Annotated in this window: 19 protein-coding genes; 2 read left to right on the top strand and 17 right to left on the bottom strand. The window is 66.6% G+C overall.

Annotated features, from left to right (window positions below; all coding sequences use genetic code 11):
- Positions 1 to 3 precede the first annotated feature (3 nt).
- The 17 genes from R5W23_RS05420 to trpB form a co-directional block, all read right to left on the bottom strand.
- Entirely contained in the window at positions 4 to 456 is a 453-nt protein-coding gene (locus tag R5W23_RS05420) for a hypothetical protein (RefSeq protein ID WP_320685451.1), read from the bottom strand.
- Between the two features lie 78 nt (positions 457 to 534).
- Positions 535 to 1,374: a hypothetical protein gene (locus tag R5W23_RS05425; protein ID WP_320685452.1), complete on the bottom strand. Its 840-nt coding sequence runs from the start codon at positions 1,372 to 1,374 to the stop codon at positions 535 to 537.
- Positions 1,375 to 2,004 carry a hypothetical protein gene (locus tag R5W23_RS05430; protein WP_320685453.1) on the bottom strand — a complete coding sequence of 210 codons (630 nt, stop codon included), beginning with the start codon at positions 2,002 to 2,004 and terminating at the stop codon, positions 1,375 to 1,377.
- 126 nt (positions 2,005 to 2,130) lie between these two features.
- On the bottom strand, positions 2,131 to 2,454 hold the full coding sequence (locus tag R5W23_RS05435; protein ID WP_320685454.1) for a hypothetical protein: 324 nt from the start codon (positions 2,452 to 2,454) through the stop codon (positions 2,131 to 2,133).
- Between the two features lie 118 nt (positions 2,455 to 2,572).
- The gene (locus R5W23_RS05440) at positions 2,573 to 3,088 is read right to left on the bottom strand and encodes a hypothetical protein (protein ID WP_261187682.1); all 516 of its coding nucleotides are present in this window, start codon (positions 3,086 to 3,088) and stop codon (positions 2,573 to 2,575) included.
- 66 nt (positions 3,089 to 3,154) lie between these two features.
- A complete protein-coding gene (locus R5W23_RS05445) occupies positions 3,155 to 3,718 on the bottom strand; it encodes a TIGR02996 domain-containing protein (RefSeq protein WP_320685455.1) in 564 nt (187 codons plus the stop codon).
- Between the two features lie 67 nt (positions 3,719 to 3,785).
- Positions 3,786 to 4,229, bottom strand: coding sequence for a hypothetical protein (locus R5W23_RS05450; protein WP_320685456.1), 444 nt, complete (start codon positions 4,227 to 4,229; stop codon positions 3,786 to 3,788).
- Positions 4,230 to 4,384: 155 nt separating this feature from the next.
- Positions 4,385 to 4,879: a hypothetical protein gene (locus tag R5W23_RS05455; protein ID WP_320685457.1), complete on the bottom strand. Its 495-nt coding sequence runs from the start codon at positions 4,877 to 4,879 to the stop codon at positions 4,385 to 4,387.
- A gap of 271 nt (positions 4,880 to 5,150) precedes the next feature.
- On the bottom strand, positions 5,151 to 5,543 hold the full coding sequence (locus R5W23_RS05460; RefSeq protein ID WP_320685458.1) for a hypothetical protein: 393 nt from the start codon (positions 5,541 to 5,543) through the stop codon (positions 5,151 to 5,153).
- A gap of 117 nt (positions 5,544 to 5,660) precedes the next feature.
- Positions 5,661 to 6,071, bottom strand: a complete 411-nt coding sequence (locus tag R5W23_RS05465) for a hypothetical protein (RefSeq protein ID WP_320685459.1) — start codon at positions 6,069 to 6,071, stop codon at positions 5,661 to 5,663.
- 136 nt (positions 6,072 to 6,207) lie between these two features.
- Positions 6,208 to 6,546, bottom strand: a complete 339-nt coding sequence (locus tag R5W23_RS05470) for a hypothetical protein (RefSeq protein WP_320685460.1) — start codon at positions 6,544 to 6,546, stop codon at positions 6,208 to 6,210.
- Positions 6,547 to 6,661: 115 nt separating this feature from the next.
- Positions 6,662 to 7,135, bottom strand: coding sequence for a SecY-interacting protein Syd (locus tag R5W23_RS05475; RefSeq protein WP_320685461.1), 474 nt, complete (start codon positions 7,133 to 7,135; stop codon positions 6,662 to 6,664).
- Between the two features lie 413 nt (positions 7,136 to 7,548).
- A complete protein-coding gene (locus tag R5W23_RS05480) occupies positions 7,549 to 8,577 on the bottom strand; it encodes a hypothetical protein (protein ID WP_320685462.1) in 1,029 nt (342 codons plus the stop codon).
- A 287-nt stretch (positions 8,578 to 8,864) separates the two neighbouring features.
- Positions 8,865 to 9,692 (bottom strand): hypothetical protein, encoded by an 828-nt coding sequence (locus R5W23_RS05485; RefSeq protein WP_320685463.1) that lies wholly within the window; start codon positions 9,690 to 9,692, stop codon positions 8,865 to 8,867.
- A gap of 536 nt (positions 9,693 to 10,228) precedes the next feature.
- Positions 10,229 to 11,080, bottom strand: coding sequence for a hypothetical protein (locus R5W23_RS05490; protein ID WP_320685464.1), 852 nt, complete (start codon positions 11,078 to 11,080; stop codon positions 10,229 to 10,231).
- A gap of 3 nt (positions 11,081 to 11,083) precedes the next feature.
- Positions 11,084 to 11,452 carry a diacylglycerol kinase family protein gene (locus R5W23_RS05495; protein ID WP_320685465.1) on the bottom strand — a complete coding sequence of 123 codons (369 nt, stop codon included), beginning with the start codon at positions 11,450 to 11,452 and terminating at the stop codon, positions 11,084 to 11,086.
- A gap of 223 nt (positions 11,453 to 11,675) precedes the next feature.
- Positions 11,676 to 12,893: a tryptophan synthase subunit beta gene (gene trpB, locus R5W23_RS05500; RefSeq protein WP_320685466.1), complete on the bottom strand. Its 1,218-nt coding sequence runs from the start codon at positions 12,891 to 12,893 to the stop codon at positions 11,676 to 11,678.
- A gap of 130 nt (positions 12,894 to 13,023) precedes the next feature.
- On the opposite strand from trpB, the gene mutM reads away from it, so the two are divergent.
- A complete protein-coding gene (gene mutM / locus R5W23_RS05505; RefSeq protein ID WP_320685467.1) occupies positions 13,024 to 14,160 on the top strand; it encodes a bifunctional DNA-formamidopyrimidine glycosylase/DNA-(apurinic or apyrimidinic site) lyase in 1,137 nt (378 codons plus the stop codon).
- Positions 14,161 to 14,677: 517 nt separating this feature from the next.
- Complete coding sequence (locus R5W23_RS05510; protein ID WP_320685468.1) at positions 14,678 to 16,333, top strand: ATP-binding protein; 1,656 nt, start codon at positions 14,678 to 14,680, stop codon at positions 16,331 to 16,333.
- Positions 16,334 to 16,449: the final 116 nt, after the last annotated feature.

Here is a 16,449-nt window from a genome sequence, read left to right on the forward strand (position 1 = left end):
CGGTCAGCGGTCCGACTCGGTGCCGGGTTCGGCTTCGGGCGGCTTAAAAGCGGCCAAGCACCGCTCGTATTCGGCGCGACGGAAGCGGTACGGCCCCCACGCCGGATCCCACCGAACGATCGCGCCCAGGCCACCGCTCGGGGACACATCGAACCCAAGCTTGTCCCAGCGAATGACGTCCGGCTCCGACACGACTTCGGCCATCACCACGCTACAGCTCAGGTCCAGGTCGTCCGGGCAGATGAGTACGGGCGCGTACCCGGTGCAGCCGACCGCCGGCAAGATGCGTTCCCACGGTACGGCCGCGTCCGGTTCGTGGTGGAACCACCCGAGCAGCGACGACACCTGCCCTTCGACGCCCAGCGCCACGTCGAGGGGGACGCCGTCCACCGCAACCACCAAGTGCGGTTCCGGGACGAACTTGCTCGGCGCGCGGATCGCCTCGATGCGGTTCACAGATTCGATACCTCGGGTTGCCGAACGAACATCAAGCTCACCGGCACCGCCATCGCCGGATAAGCGGCGCGCCCCGAATCAGCCGGCGGCGTCAGGCGCCGCGCCGGGTTCGGCTTCGGATACGAATCCCCTGTCGAGCACTAGGTCCACGGCCCAGCAACGGCCGCAGTCGTGCGCTGGGAGCGAATCGCGACAGTGGTTCAGAATCTGTTCATCCTCGCAACCCGCGTCCTGGAGCGCATCGGCCAGGACCGGCAGGGCGCTGAAATCCTCCCGCTCGCACATTTGCCGTGCAAGCGCCAGAACCGTCTCGGTGCGCCAGGTAGGGGAGAACGCGACCGGCTCGAAGGAGTACAGCCCGAAGGCCGCGTCTTGAAGCGGCGGCTCGGCATCCCAAGCGCAGACGCACCGCGCGCAAGGCAGAAACTCCTCCATGTGTCCGTCGAGGTAGGCCGATTGGGTTGTGAACGAGAACCAGCCGTGTCGGGCCATGTAGCCTTCGGACAAGCCGATGAGGAACCAGATCAGATCGCGGTCGCCGCTGTTACGAACCTCTTCAGGAAGCGTGTCGAAGAATGGCCACCGGGTGGGGTCATCGCTCCAGCCTTGAACGACCCCAGAAGCTAAATTGCGCTGCATCGCTCGCTTGATAGCGATGAACGGCGTCGGTCCTTCACCCCACACCTGAACGGGCCATTCGCCGTCGTCGAGGTAAACGACGAAGGCGAATTGCTGACCGGGAACCGTCGGTCCCGGCCTTCCCGTCAGCCCTGCGACGATCAACTCTTCTGCGAAATTCATGTGCCCAGACATTGCCCGTGCATCTCCGCCGCCGAACAACAACCTCACCGCCACCACCTGCACCGCGATACGCCCCGAATCAGCCGCCGGCGTTCGGTGCCGCGCCGGGTTCGGCATCTACCGGTTTTCGGACCGCTCCCAGCGCGCCTTGACGACCAGTGCCCAACGGGCCTTCTTCACCGCCTCGTCCAGCGGCGCCCCGTCCATTCGCCCGTCCGTGCGAACCACGAACGCCCACACCGGAACGCTCTCGCCTTCCGCCAACTCCCGTGGCCCGGCCAAGTCCACCGCGCGGCTCATTTGCGTCATGTCCGACACTTCCGGAACGGCAACCGTGTAGGAGTGCGAGGTCCCCTGACCGGACGGCGCGGCCACCGCCGCCACCAGCCGATACGCCCGGCCCCCTTTGGAGTCGTGTGCCTCCCGAACGGAGAACGACACCTCACCCGGCCCGCGCACCCGCGACCGCGCCGCGCCCAGAGAACGCGGCTTCCCCAGCTCCCAGAGTTCGGGCTCGAGGTCGAACAAGAGGTCCTCATCGGGGGCGTCGAGACGGAGGCAGCCGGTCGCCGTCAAGTCGAGATGAGTGGAGAGCCGGCCGAGATCTCCGGTCAGCAGCTTGGCCGGCGCGACGCGGACGACTCGGGCGGGCGCCCCGGGATCAGTTGGCGCGGTTGGCGCCCGATGGCACCCGCCGAGCACCACCAGCACGATGACGCAGAAGAGTCCCGCACACCAGCGTTTCATACCGGACCCCTTCTGTGGCCGAACAACGCCTTCACCGGCACCGCCGCCACCGGATGAGCGGCGCGCCCCGGATTAGCCGGCGGCGTCCGGTGCCGCGCCGGGTTCGGCGCGCCTTGCTCGGGGCGGCTATTCGTCTGCCGGGTGGGGCACCGGGGGCATGGAGCGGATGCGGACCTGCTCCTCGTGGTGCCAGACCAGCGCCCCCGACACGCCAACCCCAACCACAAGCGCCGCGACCACGGCGCACCACTTGGCGGACGCCCGGTGCAGGCTCGGGGTGACGACGAGCAGCAAGGCGACCGCGAACGCGCCCCCGATGACCACGTCCAGGTCCACCAGGTAGTCCAGCTCGTCAGCCGAGTCAATCCGGGCGAGGCTGGCGAAGAAGGCTCGGACCACCGCCAGGGAGCCGACCACCAGCCCGATGCCGCGGCACACGCCCTTCCACATCCCGACGCCCTCCGGTTGCCGAACATCAACCTCACCCGCGCCGCCATCACCTGCACCGCGTCGCACCCCGGATCAGTCGGCGGCGTCCGGTGCCGCGCCGGGTGCGGCATCGGCGACGCTACCCGAAGTGCGTGGCGAAGACGCACATCCGGCGCTTGCCCGCGGTCTGAGCCACCCGAACGAACTCGCCCAATGCCCACGCCGCGTGCTCGGGCCACTCCTGGTGCCACCACCCCTCACAGGCCGCGCCCCATGCAGACCCGAGCGACGCAAGCTGCGCCGGCTCGATTGCTCTCAACTCGCTCAGGAAGTCCGCATGAACGATGTCAATGGCGCGATTGTACTCCGCCTCGATGTTCTGATACCACGCCTCCCACTCTGGATCGGACGTCTTGGGAAAGGCGGACTCGTACACCTCGACCTTCGGGTCGAACGCCGCCAACCCGTGCAATCGACAGCGGAGGATTTGCAGTTCCAAGCCGGTGATGAACTTCACGTCGATCGCCAATCGGCGTGCGGGGAAGCGGTCCTCCCAGAGCAACCGGGCTTCGTATTCATGGCCCAATCGCCAGATCGTGCCGTACCCCACCCTCAGCCCTCCGGTTACCGACAACACCTTCACCCGCGCCGCCATCACCTGCCCCGCGGCGCACCCCGAATCAGCCGGCGGCGTCCGGTGCCGCGCGGGGTTCGGCGCGCCTTATCCTCGCCGCCGACTTGGCGGACGCGGTGGCTCCTCACTCTTCGGGTCTGGCTCGTCGTCGGCGAGCGGCAGGCCCATGACAAATGTGCCTAACTCCCAGTCCGACGACTCCAGATCTCGCGGTTTGCGAGCGAGCCGCGGATCGACGGCCACGCACTCCCCGAGGGACGCATGCGTCTGAGCGACCTCGATGCTTGAGCAGAAGAACACCTTCTGCCGACACTGGCCGCAGAAGCGGACGTCCTCCTCGCCCGTCGGCTGGAGTTGCTCCCACTGCTTCGGGCAGCGGAACCGGAACTCGACCCCGCAGCCCTCGACCGGGGCACGACTGATCGACGCGAGCCAGCCGGGGTCAACACCGCGGCCGGCCTCCCGCAGGCGGCCCTGCATCGCCTCCCGGCGCGGATCGGCGGGGGCGAGCGCGGCGAGTTCGCACTCGGCGCGGAGGAAGCCGCCTCCGGGCCGGTCGTGTTCGTCCAGCCAGTCGGCGTAGACCAATCGCGGCAGGTCGTCCGTCGGGGCGGCTCGAATCGCTGCCAGGAATGCGGCCTCGTCGCTCATGCGCCCTCCGCTTACCGAACAATCAGCCCACCCGTACCTCCACCACCTGGACCGCGGCGCGCCCCGATCAGCCGGCGGCGTCCGGTGCCGCGCCGGGTTCGGCGGGCCTGGGCGGCAACCGGGCGCCGACTTCCTGCCCGACCCGGCCGGCCACCCAAACGAACGGGGCCACGATACCGACCGCCAAAAGGGCCGTGCCCCAAGTCTTCGAGTCCGAAGGATCTTGGACCCACTGGACGGCGGGGAACAGGAACAGCAGGGCCGGCGCCCAGGCCACCGGCCACACCCGGTACCGGCTCGACCGCCACCCGTCCCACGCGCCGACCGCTCCGTTGACGGCACCCAGCGCGACCAAGGTCGCGATGTACGGAACGGATTCCGGCTCGGTGATCGCGGACCACTTCGCGCGGCCGTCCCAGACGCAGGCGGCGATGAACACGACCGGCGCCAAGGCACCGGCGATCAGGCCGATGACGGCCCCTGCGACGATCACCCCCGCACGCCGCCCCATCGGTGCGCCCTCCGCTAGCTGAACAACAACCCCACCAGCACTGCCGTCACCGGATGAGCGGCGGGTCACAAGTCCGATGGCGGTGTCCGGTGCCGCGCCGGGTTCGGCGGCTCACGCGCGGCCCTGGGCCGCCGAACCCGGCCGGTGCTCCCCGGTCACGGCCCGTTCGGGATGTCGAACTCCCCGCGATAGGTCTGGTGCCCGGCTCCGAACGGGATGATGTACCTCACGCTGATCTCGACCCGCACCGACGTGCCGCGGATGTCGGCCGGCTTCACACCCCCCTCCGGGAACACCTGTTTGTAGTCTTCGGCCCCGGGGCCGGGGGGCAGTTCGCCGTACACGACCACCGGGGGCCGGGCCGTTCCGCGTCCCTCCAGCTCCCAGAGCTTCTTTCCCTCGGCGTCCAGCACGGTGAAGACGGACAGGTTGACGACATCCTTCCCGTAAGTCATCTCGAACTCGACCCGTCCGGCGGTGACCTTCGGCCGGAAGGTCGCGGAGGTATCGCTGTTCAGGGCGTCCACGTCCTTCCCGACCTGGCGCGCGGCCGTCGCGACGAAATAGGCGACGGCCCCGAACGCGACCACCACAAGGAGCAGGACCAGCCCGATCGCGACAAGAAGAGTCCGCTTGGCTCGGGATGACATCGGAACGGCTCCGGGCGAAGGTGCAAGGGCTACGCGGCGGGCACCGCCTTCGCGAGCACCTTGCATGCCGAGCGGCTGCCGCCACCAACCGGAGGCCACGCCCTCCTGCGCCGAATATTAAGGTCACCGGTACCGCCATGATACAGTGAGCACCACAACTGCGGCCGATGGCGGTGTCGGGTGCAGCAGATGGTTCGGCCCCCACACGCCTAGCACCTACGGCCTAACCGCGCCGCAGTCGTGGCGGTCCCGCGGTAGCCAGGGTCCCTGCTCAGTCCCGCCCACGGTACACGGGGGAGCCGGCATCGTACACCCGGTATGCGGCTCGACACACGAGCCCGCCGGCGACGAACGCGGCCGCGCAGCCGGCCAACCCCAACTGCCAGTTGCGAACCTCGCGCTCGTGCTCGGCCCGGAACTCCCAAGCCACACCCAGCCCCAGCTCCTCGCTGAGCTCCGCCCCGATCAACCTCGTCCGCAGGACGTGGGCGGTGATGGCGGCGCCGATCATCAGGACTGCGCCCAAGGCCAAAAGCACACCGGCGAGGGCGGTGCGCTCGCCGCTCCGCTGCGGCCCCCGGTGTCTGGCCGGCGTGACCCCGGCCCCGAGGCCCGAGAACGGGTCTGGATCCGAACCCGCGTGCTCACTGCGATCGAGCGACATCGCTCACCTCCCCGGCCGAAGTTACAGCTCACCGGCACCGCCACCACCGGATGAGCGGTGCGTCCCAAATCAGCGGGCGGTGTCAGGTGCAGCGCCGGGTTTGGCTGCTTTGCGGACCTACCAGTCGCGCCTGAGCCACGTCTCAGCGTCTGCACGGGTCAGGAATATGACCGGCTCTGGTACTCGGAAGGCCCGCCGCAGTTCTGCGGTCAGTTTAGCGGCATCGTGCGGCTCGTCGGCGTCCCAACGGCGGATGGCGAACGAGTTGCCAGTGCCGCAGGTGAACACGACGCCATCGGGGCCGAAGGCCAGGACCGCGAATATCGCGTCGTCCAACTCAGCGTCGGTCATCCACAGATTCCAATGCGGCAGGCCTCTGATCCACGGATGGATCTGCAACTCCTCGTCGCGCCCTCGGAGGTATTCGAGAGCCAAGTTGCGAACCTCGGCCGCAGTGAACTCGTTGGGCGATCCCGGCACACGAGTGGCCGTGAGACAACGATCGATCACGGCCTGCACGTCCGTCATCCGCTGCGCCTCTGTGGCCGAACAATTAAACTCACCGGCCCGGCCGGGCTCGCAACCGGCTACACCAACGCGCGGTGAGCCGCGAGAAACGAATGACGTGGCCGGGTTCGGTGCCGCGACCGGTTCGGCGTTTGGGCTACACCCCGTCGTAGGTGAGCACGAACCCAAGGAGTATCCACAGGGCAATTCCGATCCCACTGACCAACCCGGTAAGCCAGCCCGGCCGCGCCGGGTGACAGACGATCGCCAACCCGCAAGGGATGGCCCACCCCACCGCGTCGGCCATCCCCCATCCCGTCGCGAACCAGAGTCCCGAAAATGGCCCGGCCAGGACCGACCCCCACACGAAGGCGAAGTCGCCGAGCCCCCAGCCCATCTTGCTCGCGCCGCTGCCGGCGGCCAGGGCGGACAACGCCGCACCCACCACAAACGCCGGACCGACGATCTTAACACGTGACGCCAGCGACCGCCCCATCGGTGCCTTCTCCTATGCCGCCGGACTTACAACTCACCGGCACCGCCACATCCGAGCCGCGGTGCGTCCCGAATCAGCCGGCGGTGTCAGGTGCCGCGCCGGGTTCGGTCTGCTTTTACTCGATGTCGGCCAGGAACGCCGCCAGGGTCGGGGCGACTTGGCGAATGGGCTGATGATCCGACGCGCACAGCCACACCGCACCGGCCGCACTGTCCACAGAGTATAGCTGCTCTCGGTCGGTGTATGCCACCATCACCGGTTCCCCCGCATCGACCTGCCGCCGGAGCGTCCGGCCGAACTGTTCGGACAGTTCATCGTTCCGGACGACGATCAGGTGGACCGCCTCGCCCGCGTAACGGCCGCCGGCCTCCCAGCCGAGGTATGACCCATAGAACTCCCGAACCGAGGGGTGGACCGCGACGCCGTCCAGCGCGGCCGGGGGGCTGGCCGGGACCGGACGCCACTCGACCATGTCGTGGTGATCGGGTGGCAACTGCACGCACGGGGACGGCTGCGTGGGGTCGTACTCGATCCGCAGTTGTGAGGCCCGGTTGAGCAGCCGAAGTAGGGCTTCTGCCACCTCGCCCATCGATGTTCCCTCTGCTAGCCGAACAAACTGCTCACTGGCACCACCACCGGATGAGCGGCGCGATCCAAATCAGGTGCCGCGCCGGGCTCGGCAGCGATGGGTTCGGCCTGCACCCGTGGCCCGAGCGGACGGCCCGCCCGCACCGCCAACCGCTTCCGGGGCACGCCCGGCAACCATCGGTGCGGACCACGCGGAGCCGCGATTGGCGTGCCGCCGACCCCGCCGGACTCGCTCGCCCCACGTCGCCCAAGCCGAGCAGCGGTGCGCGCAAGGCCCGGAGCATTGCGCACGAGGCCCAGACCCTTGCGTGCGCGCCGCGCCCAAAGTCATGCGTAGGCCGCAAGCCGCTGTCCCGTCCCAAGATGGCAACTCCTGACAGGATGCTACAAGGGATAGCAGGCTGAATGCGACCGTTATGTGTCAATGCCCATCGTCTTGAGTATCTCGTTAGGATCGATGTCGCGGGCTTTCAGGTCGGCTTCCAGCGCTCGTCGCCACTTCGCGTTGAGAGTAGGCGCCCCTTCTGCGGATTCATCCGGTCGTAGCCTACGGGAGAATGGCGCGCCGAATGATACGAGCATCTGGCCGTTGAAAGACCTGATGACGGCATTCATGTGCTTCAACGGCTTGCTGCTGTCGTAGCGCCAAGAATTAATCAAGCTCGATTTGATCTGCAGGAACAGCTTTGCACCTTGCGGGCCGGTGCCCGAGGTGGGCATGTTTTCCTTGCCCATCGTGGTAAGTGTTTCCGAATATGCGCCCGCCGCCAGATCGGGAATAGCGACGAGGTCTTCCGCGCGTAGGTCGTCGTCGAACTGGCTAGCGACGCCCACACCGAGTTGAGGATACTCGTCAGGGTGCTTGTGAAGTACCCCGCCCAGCAGATTACTGGCGTCAGCCTTTGCCTTGTCCGTCGCGACGGTCGAGTCGTCGTCAGTAATCCAATGAACGTCCTGTCCCTTGGTACGAAGGCCGTTGACCATTAACCCGCCGAAGACGCAGACTTCGACGAGTTTGTTCAGCGTGTCCGGGGTCCAGTCGTGCTGTCGCGGGGGAAGTTGATCCTTGGGAAAGGAAAAGCCCTTCTCGACGCCAACGCAGATCAGCACGCCGTTCAAATGGCTTGCCGCATTGAGGAATGTCGAAAAGGCGTTAACCCGCAATGCGTCGTTGAGCGCCTTGAACGACATTCGCCTGCCGTCGGTGAGGTGCCGCTTCCGCACCGCGGACCGCAGCGGATCCCATTCGGCCAGAGACTTGTAGGTGGTCACAAGAAAAGACACGACTCGAAACTCCGGCGTGGCGTGTTCACCGGAGTGGTCGCACGCAAGAACGAGAGGCGAGCCGTCGTTGAGGTCGGGGTAGACGATCCGGTCGGGATGCTCGATCTCGGCGAACTTCGTGTTGAGTTCGTCGTCGGGCCAGCGTTTCCAGTGCGACATTGGTCGGCTCCATCGGGTGAGAGAAGGACACGCGCGGCACCTTGCAGGTTCTCCCACCTTCGCTTCCACGCGAGCTATCTCTACTGGCCCTTCTCCACTTGATGCTGGAAGACATGTTTGTCGTGAGTCAGGAGAGATGGTGAGATCCTCGGGTTCTTCGCCGAACAACAACCTCACCTGCACTGCCACCATCGGATGAGCGGTGCGTCCCGAATCAGCCGGCGGTGTCAGGTGCAGCACCGGATTCGGCCTGTGATAGCGTTCGGTCGCGATATGCGAAACTGGCATCACTGCGTTGGATTCCCATGTTCCGATTGTGGAACGACCTCGCTCTGTGGAACTACTGGCACGTCCGCCGACTTCGTTGGCGGTTCCGTTGGACTTGTTGCTGACGGCGGCTTGCTGAGTGCTTCAACGACCGCACCGAACGGGCCATCCATACCTTTTCGCGTCCCCCACCCGCCGAGTGGTGACTCGTAGAACTCATTCTGTTTGCCGTTCGCGATCAGCCAATCGACATATTTGTGCCCGAAAGGTGTGAGTTTGACACCGGGACCGCTGGGTTCAATTTCAACGAGGCCCGTGCCGGCAAGTTTCTTGTAAATGTCGCTACCTTCGGCCACTCCTGACTGCCAGCCTTTCTGAGGAGTTCCGGTTTCATAGCGGATGAAACCATACGTCGCCAAAGGGAACGTGACGCCCTTGAGCTTCATCAGAATAAGATGCTGACGAGTCGCTACCTCGATAAGGCTGTCCATAAGCTGGAACTTAGCGATTTCGTCCTTGGGGTTGGCTTGCACTTCAGCGATCTGCTCAGCAACCCTATCTGGAAGCCTTCCCCTCATCGCCTCCGCGAAATGCTTAGGATCAGTCCCGCCGAATTCCGCTGGTGAGTAAAAGACATATGGTCGGTTCCAAAGGATGATGAAGAACGCGAGCGCGACAAACGTGGGGAACGCGATTACGAAGACCGTCAAAGCAATTTGAACCTCACCAGTTACTTGGGTAAGCCCGATGCCAAGAACCGTTTCAGTGAGCGTTACGAATGCTGCGATAATTGCAAGCGGGGTGAACCAAGTCGATCCTTGTCGTGGATTAGCTACATCTCCGGGCATCAGACTCCTATCTCGGCATCAGCCGCAGCTCAGAGCGAATACTTCGAGGTTAGTTGCTTGTCTCGCCGTACTTTCTGGAGCCGAACCAGTATTTAGTGTGCGAAGCCTCGCGCACCGACACGGAACCGTTTCCCTGCTCGCCACACACACGTGCAGGGCAGACCAAATATTACCGCAATATTTACCGCACGAATACCGTCTTCACAATATGAGCAGTAACAAGGTAACGAGTTCGTGCGAAACTTGCAACTCATCGAGCGAACTCGTGCCCCCGCACGCGCACGTGTTCCGCGCGTGCGTGTCGTTTACGGTCGTCTCGATGCCGTCGTACCCTGACGGTTCTGGAGGCGTGTTCCGGGTGAGGTCGCGGGACGAATGAAGCGCCCGAAGCTTCGGATGAGTTGGTTCCCGACCGGGAGTCGGAGGCTATTGGACTTGGCTTGGCTCGTTTTTGTGCCCTTTGTGCTTTTTTGCGGCTATTACTTCTTCCCTCGCGGTTGGCCCCACCTCTCCGCGCGTTCCCGTGCCGGTCACGCTCACAGCAGCGCGAACGCGCCCAGGATCGGGACGGGCGTCAGGAGCAGCACGTCGGCCAGTGCCCGCACGGCGTCGCCGCTCAGCCGGTGGGCCGCGCGGTGCAGCGCAGTGAGCCCGGCGAAGGACGCCGCGAGCGAGAGGCCGAACGCGCGGCCACCCACCGCCGTCAGGGCCGCGGCCAGCGTCAGCACGACGCCGACCCAGAGGAGGTCGCGGTTCATGGTCCGCCACCAGCGGGACGCGCCCCCGGGGTCGTTCACCCGGTCGCTGTCGGCGTCGCGGGCCGCGATCACCAGACAGGCGAACGTCACCACCAGGAACACCGATACCAGAAGCGGCCACGTCCGCGCCGCCTCGCCCAGACACGCATAGGCCCCCAGCGCGAAGAACAGCCCGACGCCGAACTCTTTACCGGGGAGCTTCGTCCGGAACAAAACCGGGATCACGAACAGCAGCCCGTGAAGGCCCACCCCGAGCGCGACGAGCGCCGCGCGTTCAATCACCTCGGCCGGCAGACCCGCCCCGAGCAGCGCGACGATCCCCGTCAGACACACGAAGAGACAAACGCCGAACAGCGGCCGGGCGCTCCGGCCGAACCGCAGCCGGCCGGTCGCGTGCGTCCAGTCGCGGCACCGGGCGACATCGATGAGCCGGTCAGACAGGTAAATGAACCACACTACCAGGAACATCGCCGCCGCGGGCCGGGCGTGCAGGGCGACCCCGGACGCGCGGCCGGTGGCCCAGGTCCAGGTCAGCGCAACGCACGGGGCGTCGAGCCCCAGCCAACTGGGGAGCAGCCACCAGCGAAACGGGGGCGCGTGGTCGTCGGTGATGGGGCTTCCGTCGGACATGACTCACCACCCCACCGCGGCCCCGATTTTGGGCACGAACACCGCGCCGCCGACCACAACCGCCGTGAGCGCGACCACCAGCACCGCTGCCGCGCCACAATCTTTCGCCTGCTTGATGAGCGGGTCACGCTCTTGCGTAACGCGGTCGGCGAGCCGTTCGAGCGCGGTGTTCATGCACTCGGCAGAGAGCACCAGACCGATGCAGAGCACGACCGCAACCCACTCCCAGGCGGCGAGCGCGAACACGAGCCCCGCGACGGTCACCCCCGCCGCAACCACGCAGTGAATCCGCATGTTCTGCTCGGACCGGATCACGTCGATCAGGCCGGCACAACCGATCGTGAGACTGCGAACGAGCTTTCGGAAGTTCATGGCGACACGGGCTCGTCGGCACTTATCGGTCTTCTGGTTGTCAGTGGTGCGCCGCGAAGACGTGAAGAGGCAGTAGCCACAAAAACGCACAAAGGGCACAAAAGGAAACCAAACAGCAGGTGCATTGAACGCCCTCTTGCTCTTCGCTTTCTTTTGTGCCCTTTGTGCGTCTTTGTGGCTACTGCCTCTTCGCGGCTACTGCCTCTTCGCGGCTACTGCCTCTTCACTTCTTCGCGGCCATCAGCCGGGCGACCTCGGCGCAGTCCTTGTCGCCGCGGCCCGAGAAGCACACCACTACCACCTCGTCCTTCGACCGCTTCGCGGCGATGCGCATGGCCTCGACCACCGCGTGAGCGGTTTCCAGGGCCGGCAGGATGCCCTCCAGGCGCCCGCACAGGTGGAACGCATCCAGGGCGTCCTCGTCGGTCACGCTGCAATACTGCACCCGGTTCGCGTCGTGCCAGTAGCTGTGCTCGGGGCCAACGCCGGGGTAGTCCAGGCCCGCGCTGACGCTGTGAACGTCCGCGGTCTGGCCGTCGTCGTCTTGGAGCACGTAGCTGAAGCTGCCGTGCAGCACCCCGGGCTTGCCGTTGCTCAGCGTGGCGGCGTGGTCGCCGGCCTTCGCGCCGCGGCCCCCGGCCTCGACGCCGACCAGTTCCACCCCGGGCTCGTCCACGAACGGGTAGAACATGCCCGCGGCGTTCGAGCCGCCGCCCACGCACGCCACCACCACCTCGGGCATCTTCCCGAACTGCTGGAAGCTCTGCTGCTTGGTTTCCGCGCCGATCACGCTCTGGAAGTCCCGGACCATCGCGGGGAACGGGTGCGGCCCCACCACGCTGCCGATGATGTAGTGCGTGTGCTCCACGCTCGACATCCACTCGCGCATGGCCTCGTTGGTGGCGTCTTTGAGGGTTTTGCTGCCGCTCTCGACGGGGTACACCTCGGCCCCCATCGCGCGCATCCGGAACACGTTCAGCTCCTGGCGGCGGATGTCCTCGGTGCCCATGTAGACGCGACACGTGAGCCCGAACAGCGCCGCGGCGGTGGCCGTGGCGACGCCGTGCATCCCGGCGCCGGTCTCGGCGATCACGCGCTTCTTGCCCATGCGCTTCGTGATGAGCGCCTGGCCGATCGCGTTGTTGATCTTGTGCGCGCCGGTGTGGTTCAGGTCCTCGCGCTTCAGGTAGATGCGCGCGCCGCCGGCCTCCTTCGTGAGCCGCTCGGCGAAGTAGAGGCGCGACGGCCGGCCGACGTACTCGTTCAGGAGCGTGTGGAACTCGCTGATGAACGCCGGGTCGGACTTGGCCTCGCGATACGCGGCGTCGAGTTGCTCGAGCGCGAACATGAGCGTTTCGGGCACGAACCGGCCGCCGAACGGGCCGAACCGGCCGCGGGCGTCGGGCACCTGTGAAACCGGAGAAGAGGTTGCCACTGCCATATGTCGAGTACCGGGGTGTGACACGGGAAGCGAAACGGGCCAGAGTCTGATTGTAGCAGCCCGACCGGGGTTCGCGCCGGGGGGCGGATGCGCCATAATTTCCGTGCCCGTTGTGCGCGGTGGAGCGTTCATGCCCGAACTGCCGGAAGTTGAGACCGTCGTCCGCGACCTGCGCCCGCTGCTCACCGGGCGGGTGATTACCGCCGTCCGGCGCAGCGCGTTCAAGCTGCGCCGGACCTGGAACCCCGCCTGGGCCGCCGAACTCGCGGGAACCCGGGTGGAAGCCGTTCGGCGCCGGGGGAAGTGGATTCTCGTTGATTTGGAGTGGAAGGCAGACCTACCCCCCAGCCCCCTCCCTAAAGGGAAGGGGAGGAAAGGCAACCTACCCCCCAACCCCCTCCCTGAAGGGAAGGGGAGGAAAGGCAACCTACCCCCCGGCCCCCTCCCTGAAGGGAAGGGGAGTTCGGGCGTAATGGCTCGCGAACTCGACTCGCGAATCGGTTCCAACGCGGCTTTGCTCCCCCTCCCTTCAGGGAGGGGGCTGGGGGGTGGGTCTGCCTTCCTCCCTTCAGGGAGGGGGCCGGGGGGTGGGTCTTCCCCCCTGCTTCGCGTCCACTTGGGCATGACCGGGCAGTTTACCGTCGTCCCGGCGGACACGCCCGAGCCCGACCACCTGCACGCGGTGTTCACGCTCGACAACGGCCACGAGTTGCGGTTCCGCGACCAGCGGCGGTTCGGGTCGGCGGAGTTCTTCGCGGACCGGGCGGCGGTCGAGTCGGAGATGAACGCGGAACTCGGGCCGGAGCCCTTCGGCATCGACGCCGACTACTTCCGCGCGGCGGTGGGCGGCACGGGCCGCAACCTCAAAGCGGTCCTGCTGGATCAGACGGTTGTCGCGGGCGTCGGCAACATCTACGCGGACGAAGCGTGCTTCCGCGCGAAGCTGCACCCCGGGCGCCCCGCCAACACGCTGACCGCGGCGGAGTGCGACGCGCTGCGGGAGGCGGTCGAGGCGGTCCTCACGCGGGCCGTCGAGTCGCGCGGGAGCACGATCCGCGATTACGTGGGCGGGTCCGGGCTGCGCGGCGGGTTCCAGAACGAGTTCGCGGTGTACGGCCGCACCGGCGAGTCGTGCCCGACCTGCGCGGCGGCGGTGGTGTGCGCCCGCTACGCCGGCCGCGCCTCGCACTTCTGCCCCCGGTGCCAGGACGCGGAAGGGCGGGCGCCGGCAGCCGGTAAGAAGAAGCGGACGACGCGCGGCACGTGATACCGATACGTAAACTCGCGGGGCGCCAGGACCGCGGTGTAACGGGGGTTACAGTGCTGTTAGGCGCAGGTTCCGGCCGGTTGCACGTCGTTCCCCTTCGGACGAAGGTGTAACGGGGGGTACAGCGCCGATCGGTCGCAGGCGATGGGGCACCGACTGGACATTCGCGGGCAACGGACTACCGCTCCGCTGGGGGCATCGCTACCACGGAATCCGGCCCACAAGCCCCGGGAGCCGAGGCCAAGTGCCACCGGGATCAGAACCAGGATTGCCCGATAGAAACGACGCAACGTCTTGATGAAAAGCGATTTGTGCGCTCTACATGGTTGTGAAATGGGCTGGGGCAAGCGAACGGAAACCGGTGCCCAAGGCTCTGCGGGGAGCGGTCGCGACGAAAAGCAAAACTTCTGGAAGCGGTATGCGAGGAAATGCGATGGGGAAGTGCCCGATGTGCCGACATTCCTGGCGGAGATCTCTAACTTTTAACTCCTGACCCTTAACTCTTGCCCCCTCTGCCATGTCCTACAAGGCGTTCAAGCGGCTGGTCGGTGAGACCAGTTTGGAGCGGAAGTGCCGGTGGCTGCTCGGGGCCGGGGTTCTGGTGCTCATGACCGGCAGCTTCTGGGTCTACTCCAAGCAGACCGAGGACTTGGCGTCCGAGCAGCTCGAGACCACCGGCCGCGCGCTGCTGGCGCCGAGCGTGGCCCGGATGCACGTGAAGGGGGACGTGCTGAAGGCGGTGGACGAGTTCCAGCACCTCGCGGAGGGGGACTGGCACTGGCCGCAGACGCTCCGCGGGTACAACGTCCGGCTGCTCAAGCCGAAGGCCCTGGACGACGCCGACAAGCCCGACAGCGACGACCTGCCGGTGTTCACCAAGCTCACCACCGACCCGCTGAAGAACGAGGAGACCCGCAAGGCCCCCAAGGAGAACGCCTTCTACTACTACGCCGCGGTCCGCGCCCAGCCCTCGTGCGTGGAGTGCCACAAGGACCCCCTGCGGGCCGGCGCCAAGGCCGTCAACCCGGACCTGCAACCCGGGCAGGTGATGGGCGTGGTCCGCATCCGCATCTCCACGCAGTCGATCGAGGAGGGGTTTCACACCAACCGGGCGCTGCTGTTCTCGTTTGCCATCGGCACCTCCCTGCTCATCATCGCGGGCAGCTACCTCATCATCCGGTACGTGATCGTGAAGCCGGTGAAGCACCTGAAGGAGGTGTCCGAGGCGATCGCCGCCGGCGAGCTCAACATCCGCAGCGAGATCCAGACCGGCGACGAGTTCGAAGACCTGTCGCACGCGTTCAACCGGATGCTCCGCAACCTCACCAACATCCAGGAGCGGAACCGCAAGCTGATCGCCGACCTGGACCGCAAAGTGGACGAACTGGCCCGGGTGAACATGGCGCTGTTCGAGAGCAACCGGCTCAAGAGCGAGTTCCTCTCCACCATGAGCCACGAGCTGCGGGACCCGCTCAACAGCATCATCGGGTTCTCGGAGGTGCTGATCGCGGCCGAGAACCTCACCGAGAAGCAGCAGCGGTACGCGGGCAACATCATGACCAGCGGCCAGCGGCTGACGGCGCTCATCAACGACATCCTGGAACTCGCCAAGCTGGAGGCGGGGAAGATGCGGCTGCACCCGGAGCCGTTCAACGCGGCCCAGGCGTGCGAGCACGCGGCGGCCCAGATCCGCCCGCAGGCCGAGAAGAAGAACATCGACGTGCGGGTGGTGGCCGACCCGAACGCGCCGGCCACCCGCCAGGACGCCGGCAAGGTTCACCAGATCATCACGAACCTGCTGTCCAACGCGGTGAAGTTCACCCCCGAGGGCGGCCGGGTGACGCTCAAGGCCGCGACCGACGGCACCGACCTGGTGCTGACGGTCGCCGACACCGGGGTCGGCATCGCGCCCGAGGAGCAGGACCTGATCTTCGAGAAGTTCCGGCAGGCCGCGAACCCGATGACCCGCGAGCAGGGCGGCACCGGCTTGGGGCTGTCGATCGTGCGGGAGCTGGCGAAGCTGCTCGGCGGGGACGTGACGGTCCACAGCGAGCTGGGCCGCGGGAGCGCGTTCACGGTGCGCATCGCCGCCCGCCTCGCCGACGAGCCGCTACTGGGCTTCGAGCTGAGCGAGGAGCCGCACTCGCCGCGCCCGGAGGGGGTGGCGGGGTGAGCGGGGCGAAGGCAACCCACCCCCAACCCCTCCCTGAAGGGAGGGGTGTTTGAGCGCCCCGCCTGACGCACCGGATGGGCGAAGCGTTAAAGCCGCTTCTTGCTCCCCTCCCTTCA

Origin of the sequence: Gemmata algarum (genome assembly GCF_034097035.1) — a bacterium.
GTDB lineage: Bacteria > Planctomycetota > Planctomycetia > Gemmatales > Gemmataceae > Gemmata > Gemmata algarum.

Coding starts and splice junctions, on each gene's coding strand:
- R5W23_RS05425 (WP_320685452.1), bottom strand. CDS start 1,374: ATGCCGAACCCGGCGCGGCACCGAACGCCGGCGGCTGATTCGGGGCGT.
- R5W23_RS05430 (WP_320685453.1), bottom strand. CDS start 2,004: ATGAAACGCTGGTGTGCGGGACTCTTCTGCGTCATCGTGCTGGTGGTG.
- R5W23_RS05435 (WP_320685454.1), bottom strand. CDS start 2,454: ATGTGGAAGGGCGTGTGCCGCGGCATCGGGCTGGTGGTCGGCTCCCTG.
- R5W23_RS05440 (WP_261187682.1), bottom strand. CDS start 3,088: ATGGCGGCGCGGGTGAAGGTGTTGTCGGTAACCGGAGGGCTGAGGGTG.
- R5W23_RS05445 (WP_320685455.1), bottom strand. CDS start 3,718: ATGAGCGACGAGGCCGCATTCCTGGCAGCGATTCGAGCCGCCCCGACG.
- R5W23_RS05450 (WP_320685456.1), bottom strand. CDS start 4,229: ATGGGGCGGCGTGCGGGGGTGATCGTCGCAGGGGCCGTCATCGGCCTG.
- R5W23_RS05455 (WP_320685457.1), bottom strand. CDS start 4,879: ATGTCATCCCGAGCCAAGCGGACTCTTCTTGTCGCGATCGGGCTGGTC.
- R5W23_RS05460 (WP_320685458.1), bottom strand. CDS start 5,543: ATGTCGCTCGATCGCAGTGAGCACGCGGGTTCGGATCCAGACCCGTTC.
- R5W23_RS05465 (WP_320685459.1), bottom strand. CDS start 6,071: ATGACGGACGTGCAGGCCGTGATCGATCGTTGTCTCACGGCCACTCGT.
- R5W23_RS05470 (WP_320685460.1), bottom strand. CDS start 6,546: ATGGGGCGGTCGCTGGCGTCACGTGTTAAGATCGTCGGTCCGGCGTTT.
- R5W23_RS05475 (WP_320685461.1), bottom strand. CDS start 7,135: ATGGGCGAGGTGGCAGAAGCCCTACTTCGGCTGCTCAACCGGGCCTCA.
- R5W23_RS05480 (WP_320685462.1), bottom strand. CDS start 8,577: ATGTCGCACTGGAAACGCTGGCCCGACGACGAACTCAACACGAAGTTC.
- R5W23_RS05485 (WP_320685463.1), bottom strand. CDS start 9,692: ATGCCCGGAGATGTAGCTAATCCACGACAAGGATCGACTTGGTTCACC.
- R5W23_RS05490 (WP_320685464.1), bottom strand. CDS start 11,080: ATGTCCGACGGAAGCCCCATCACCGACGACCACGCGCCCCCGTTTCGC.
- R5W23_RS05495 (WP_320685465.1), bottom strand. CDS start 11,452: ATGAACTTCCGAAAGCTCGTTCGCAGTCTCACGATCGGTTGTGCCGGC.
- trpB (WP_320685466.1), bottom strand. CDS start 12,893: ATGGCAGTGGCAACCTCTTCTCCGGTTTCACAGGTGCCCGACGCCCGC.
- mutM (WP_320685467.1), top strand. CDS start 13,024: ATGCCCGAACTGCCGGAAGTTGAGACCGTCGTCCGCGACCTGCGCCCG.
- R5W23_RS05510 (WP_320685468.1), top strand. CDS start 14,678: ATGTCCTACAAGGCGTTCAAGCGGCTGGTCGGTGAGACCAGTTTGGAG.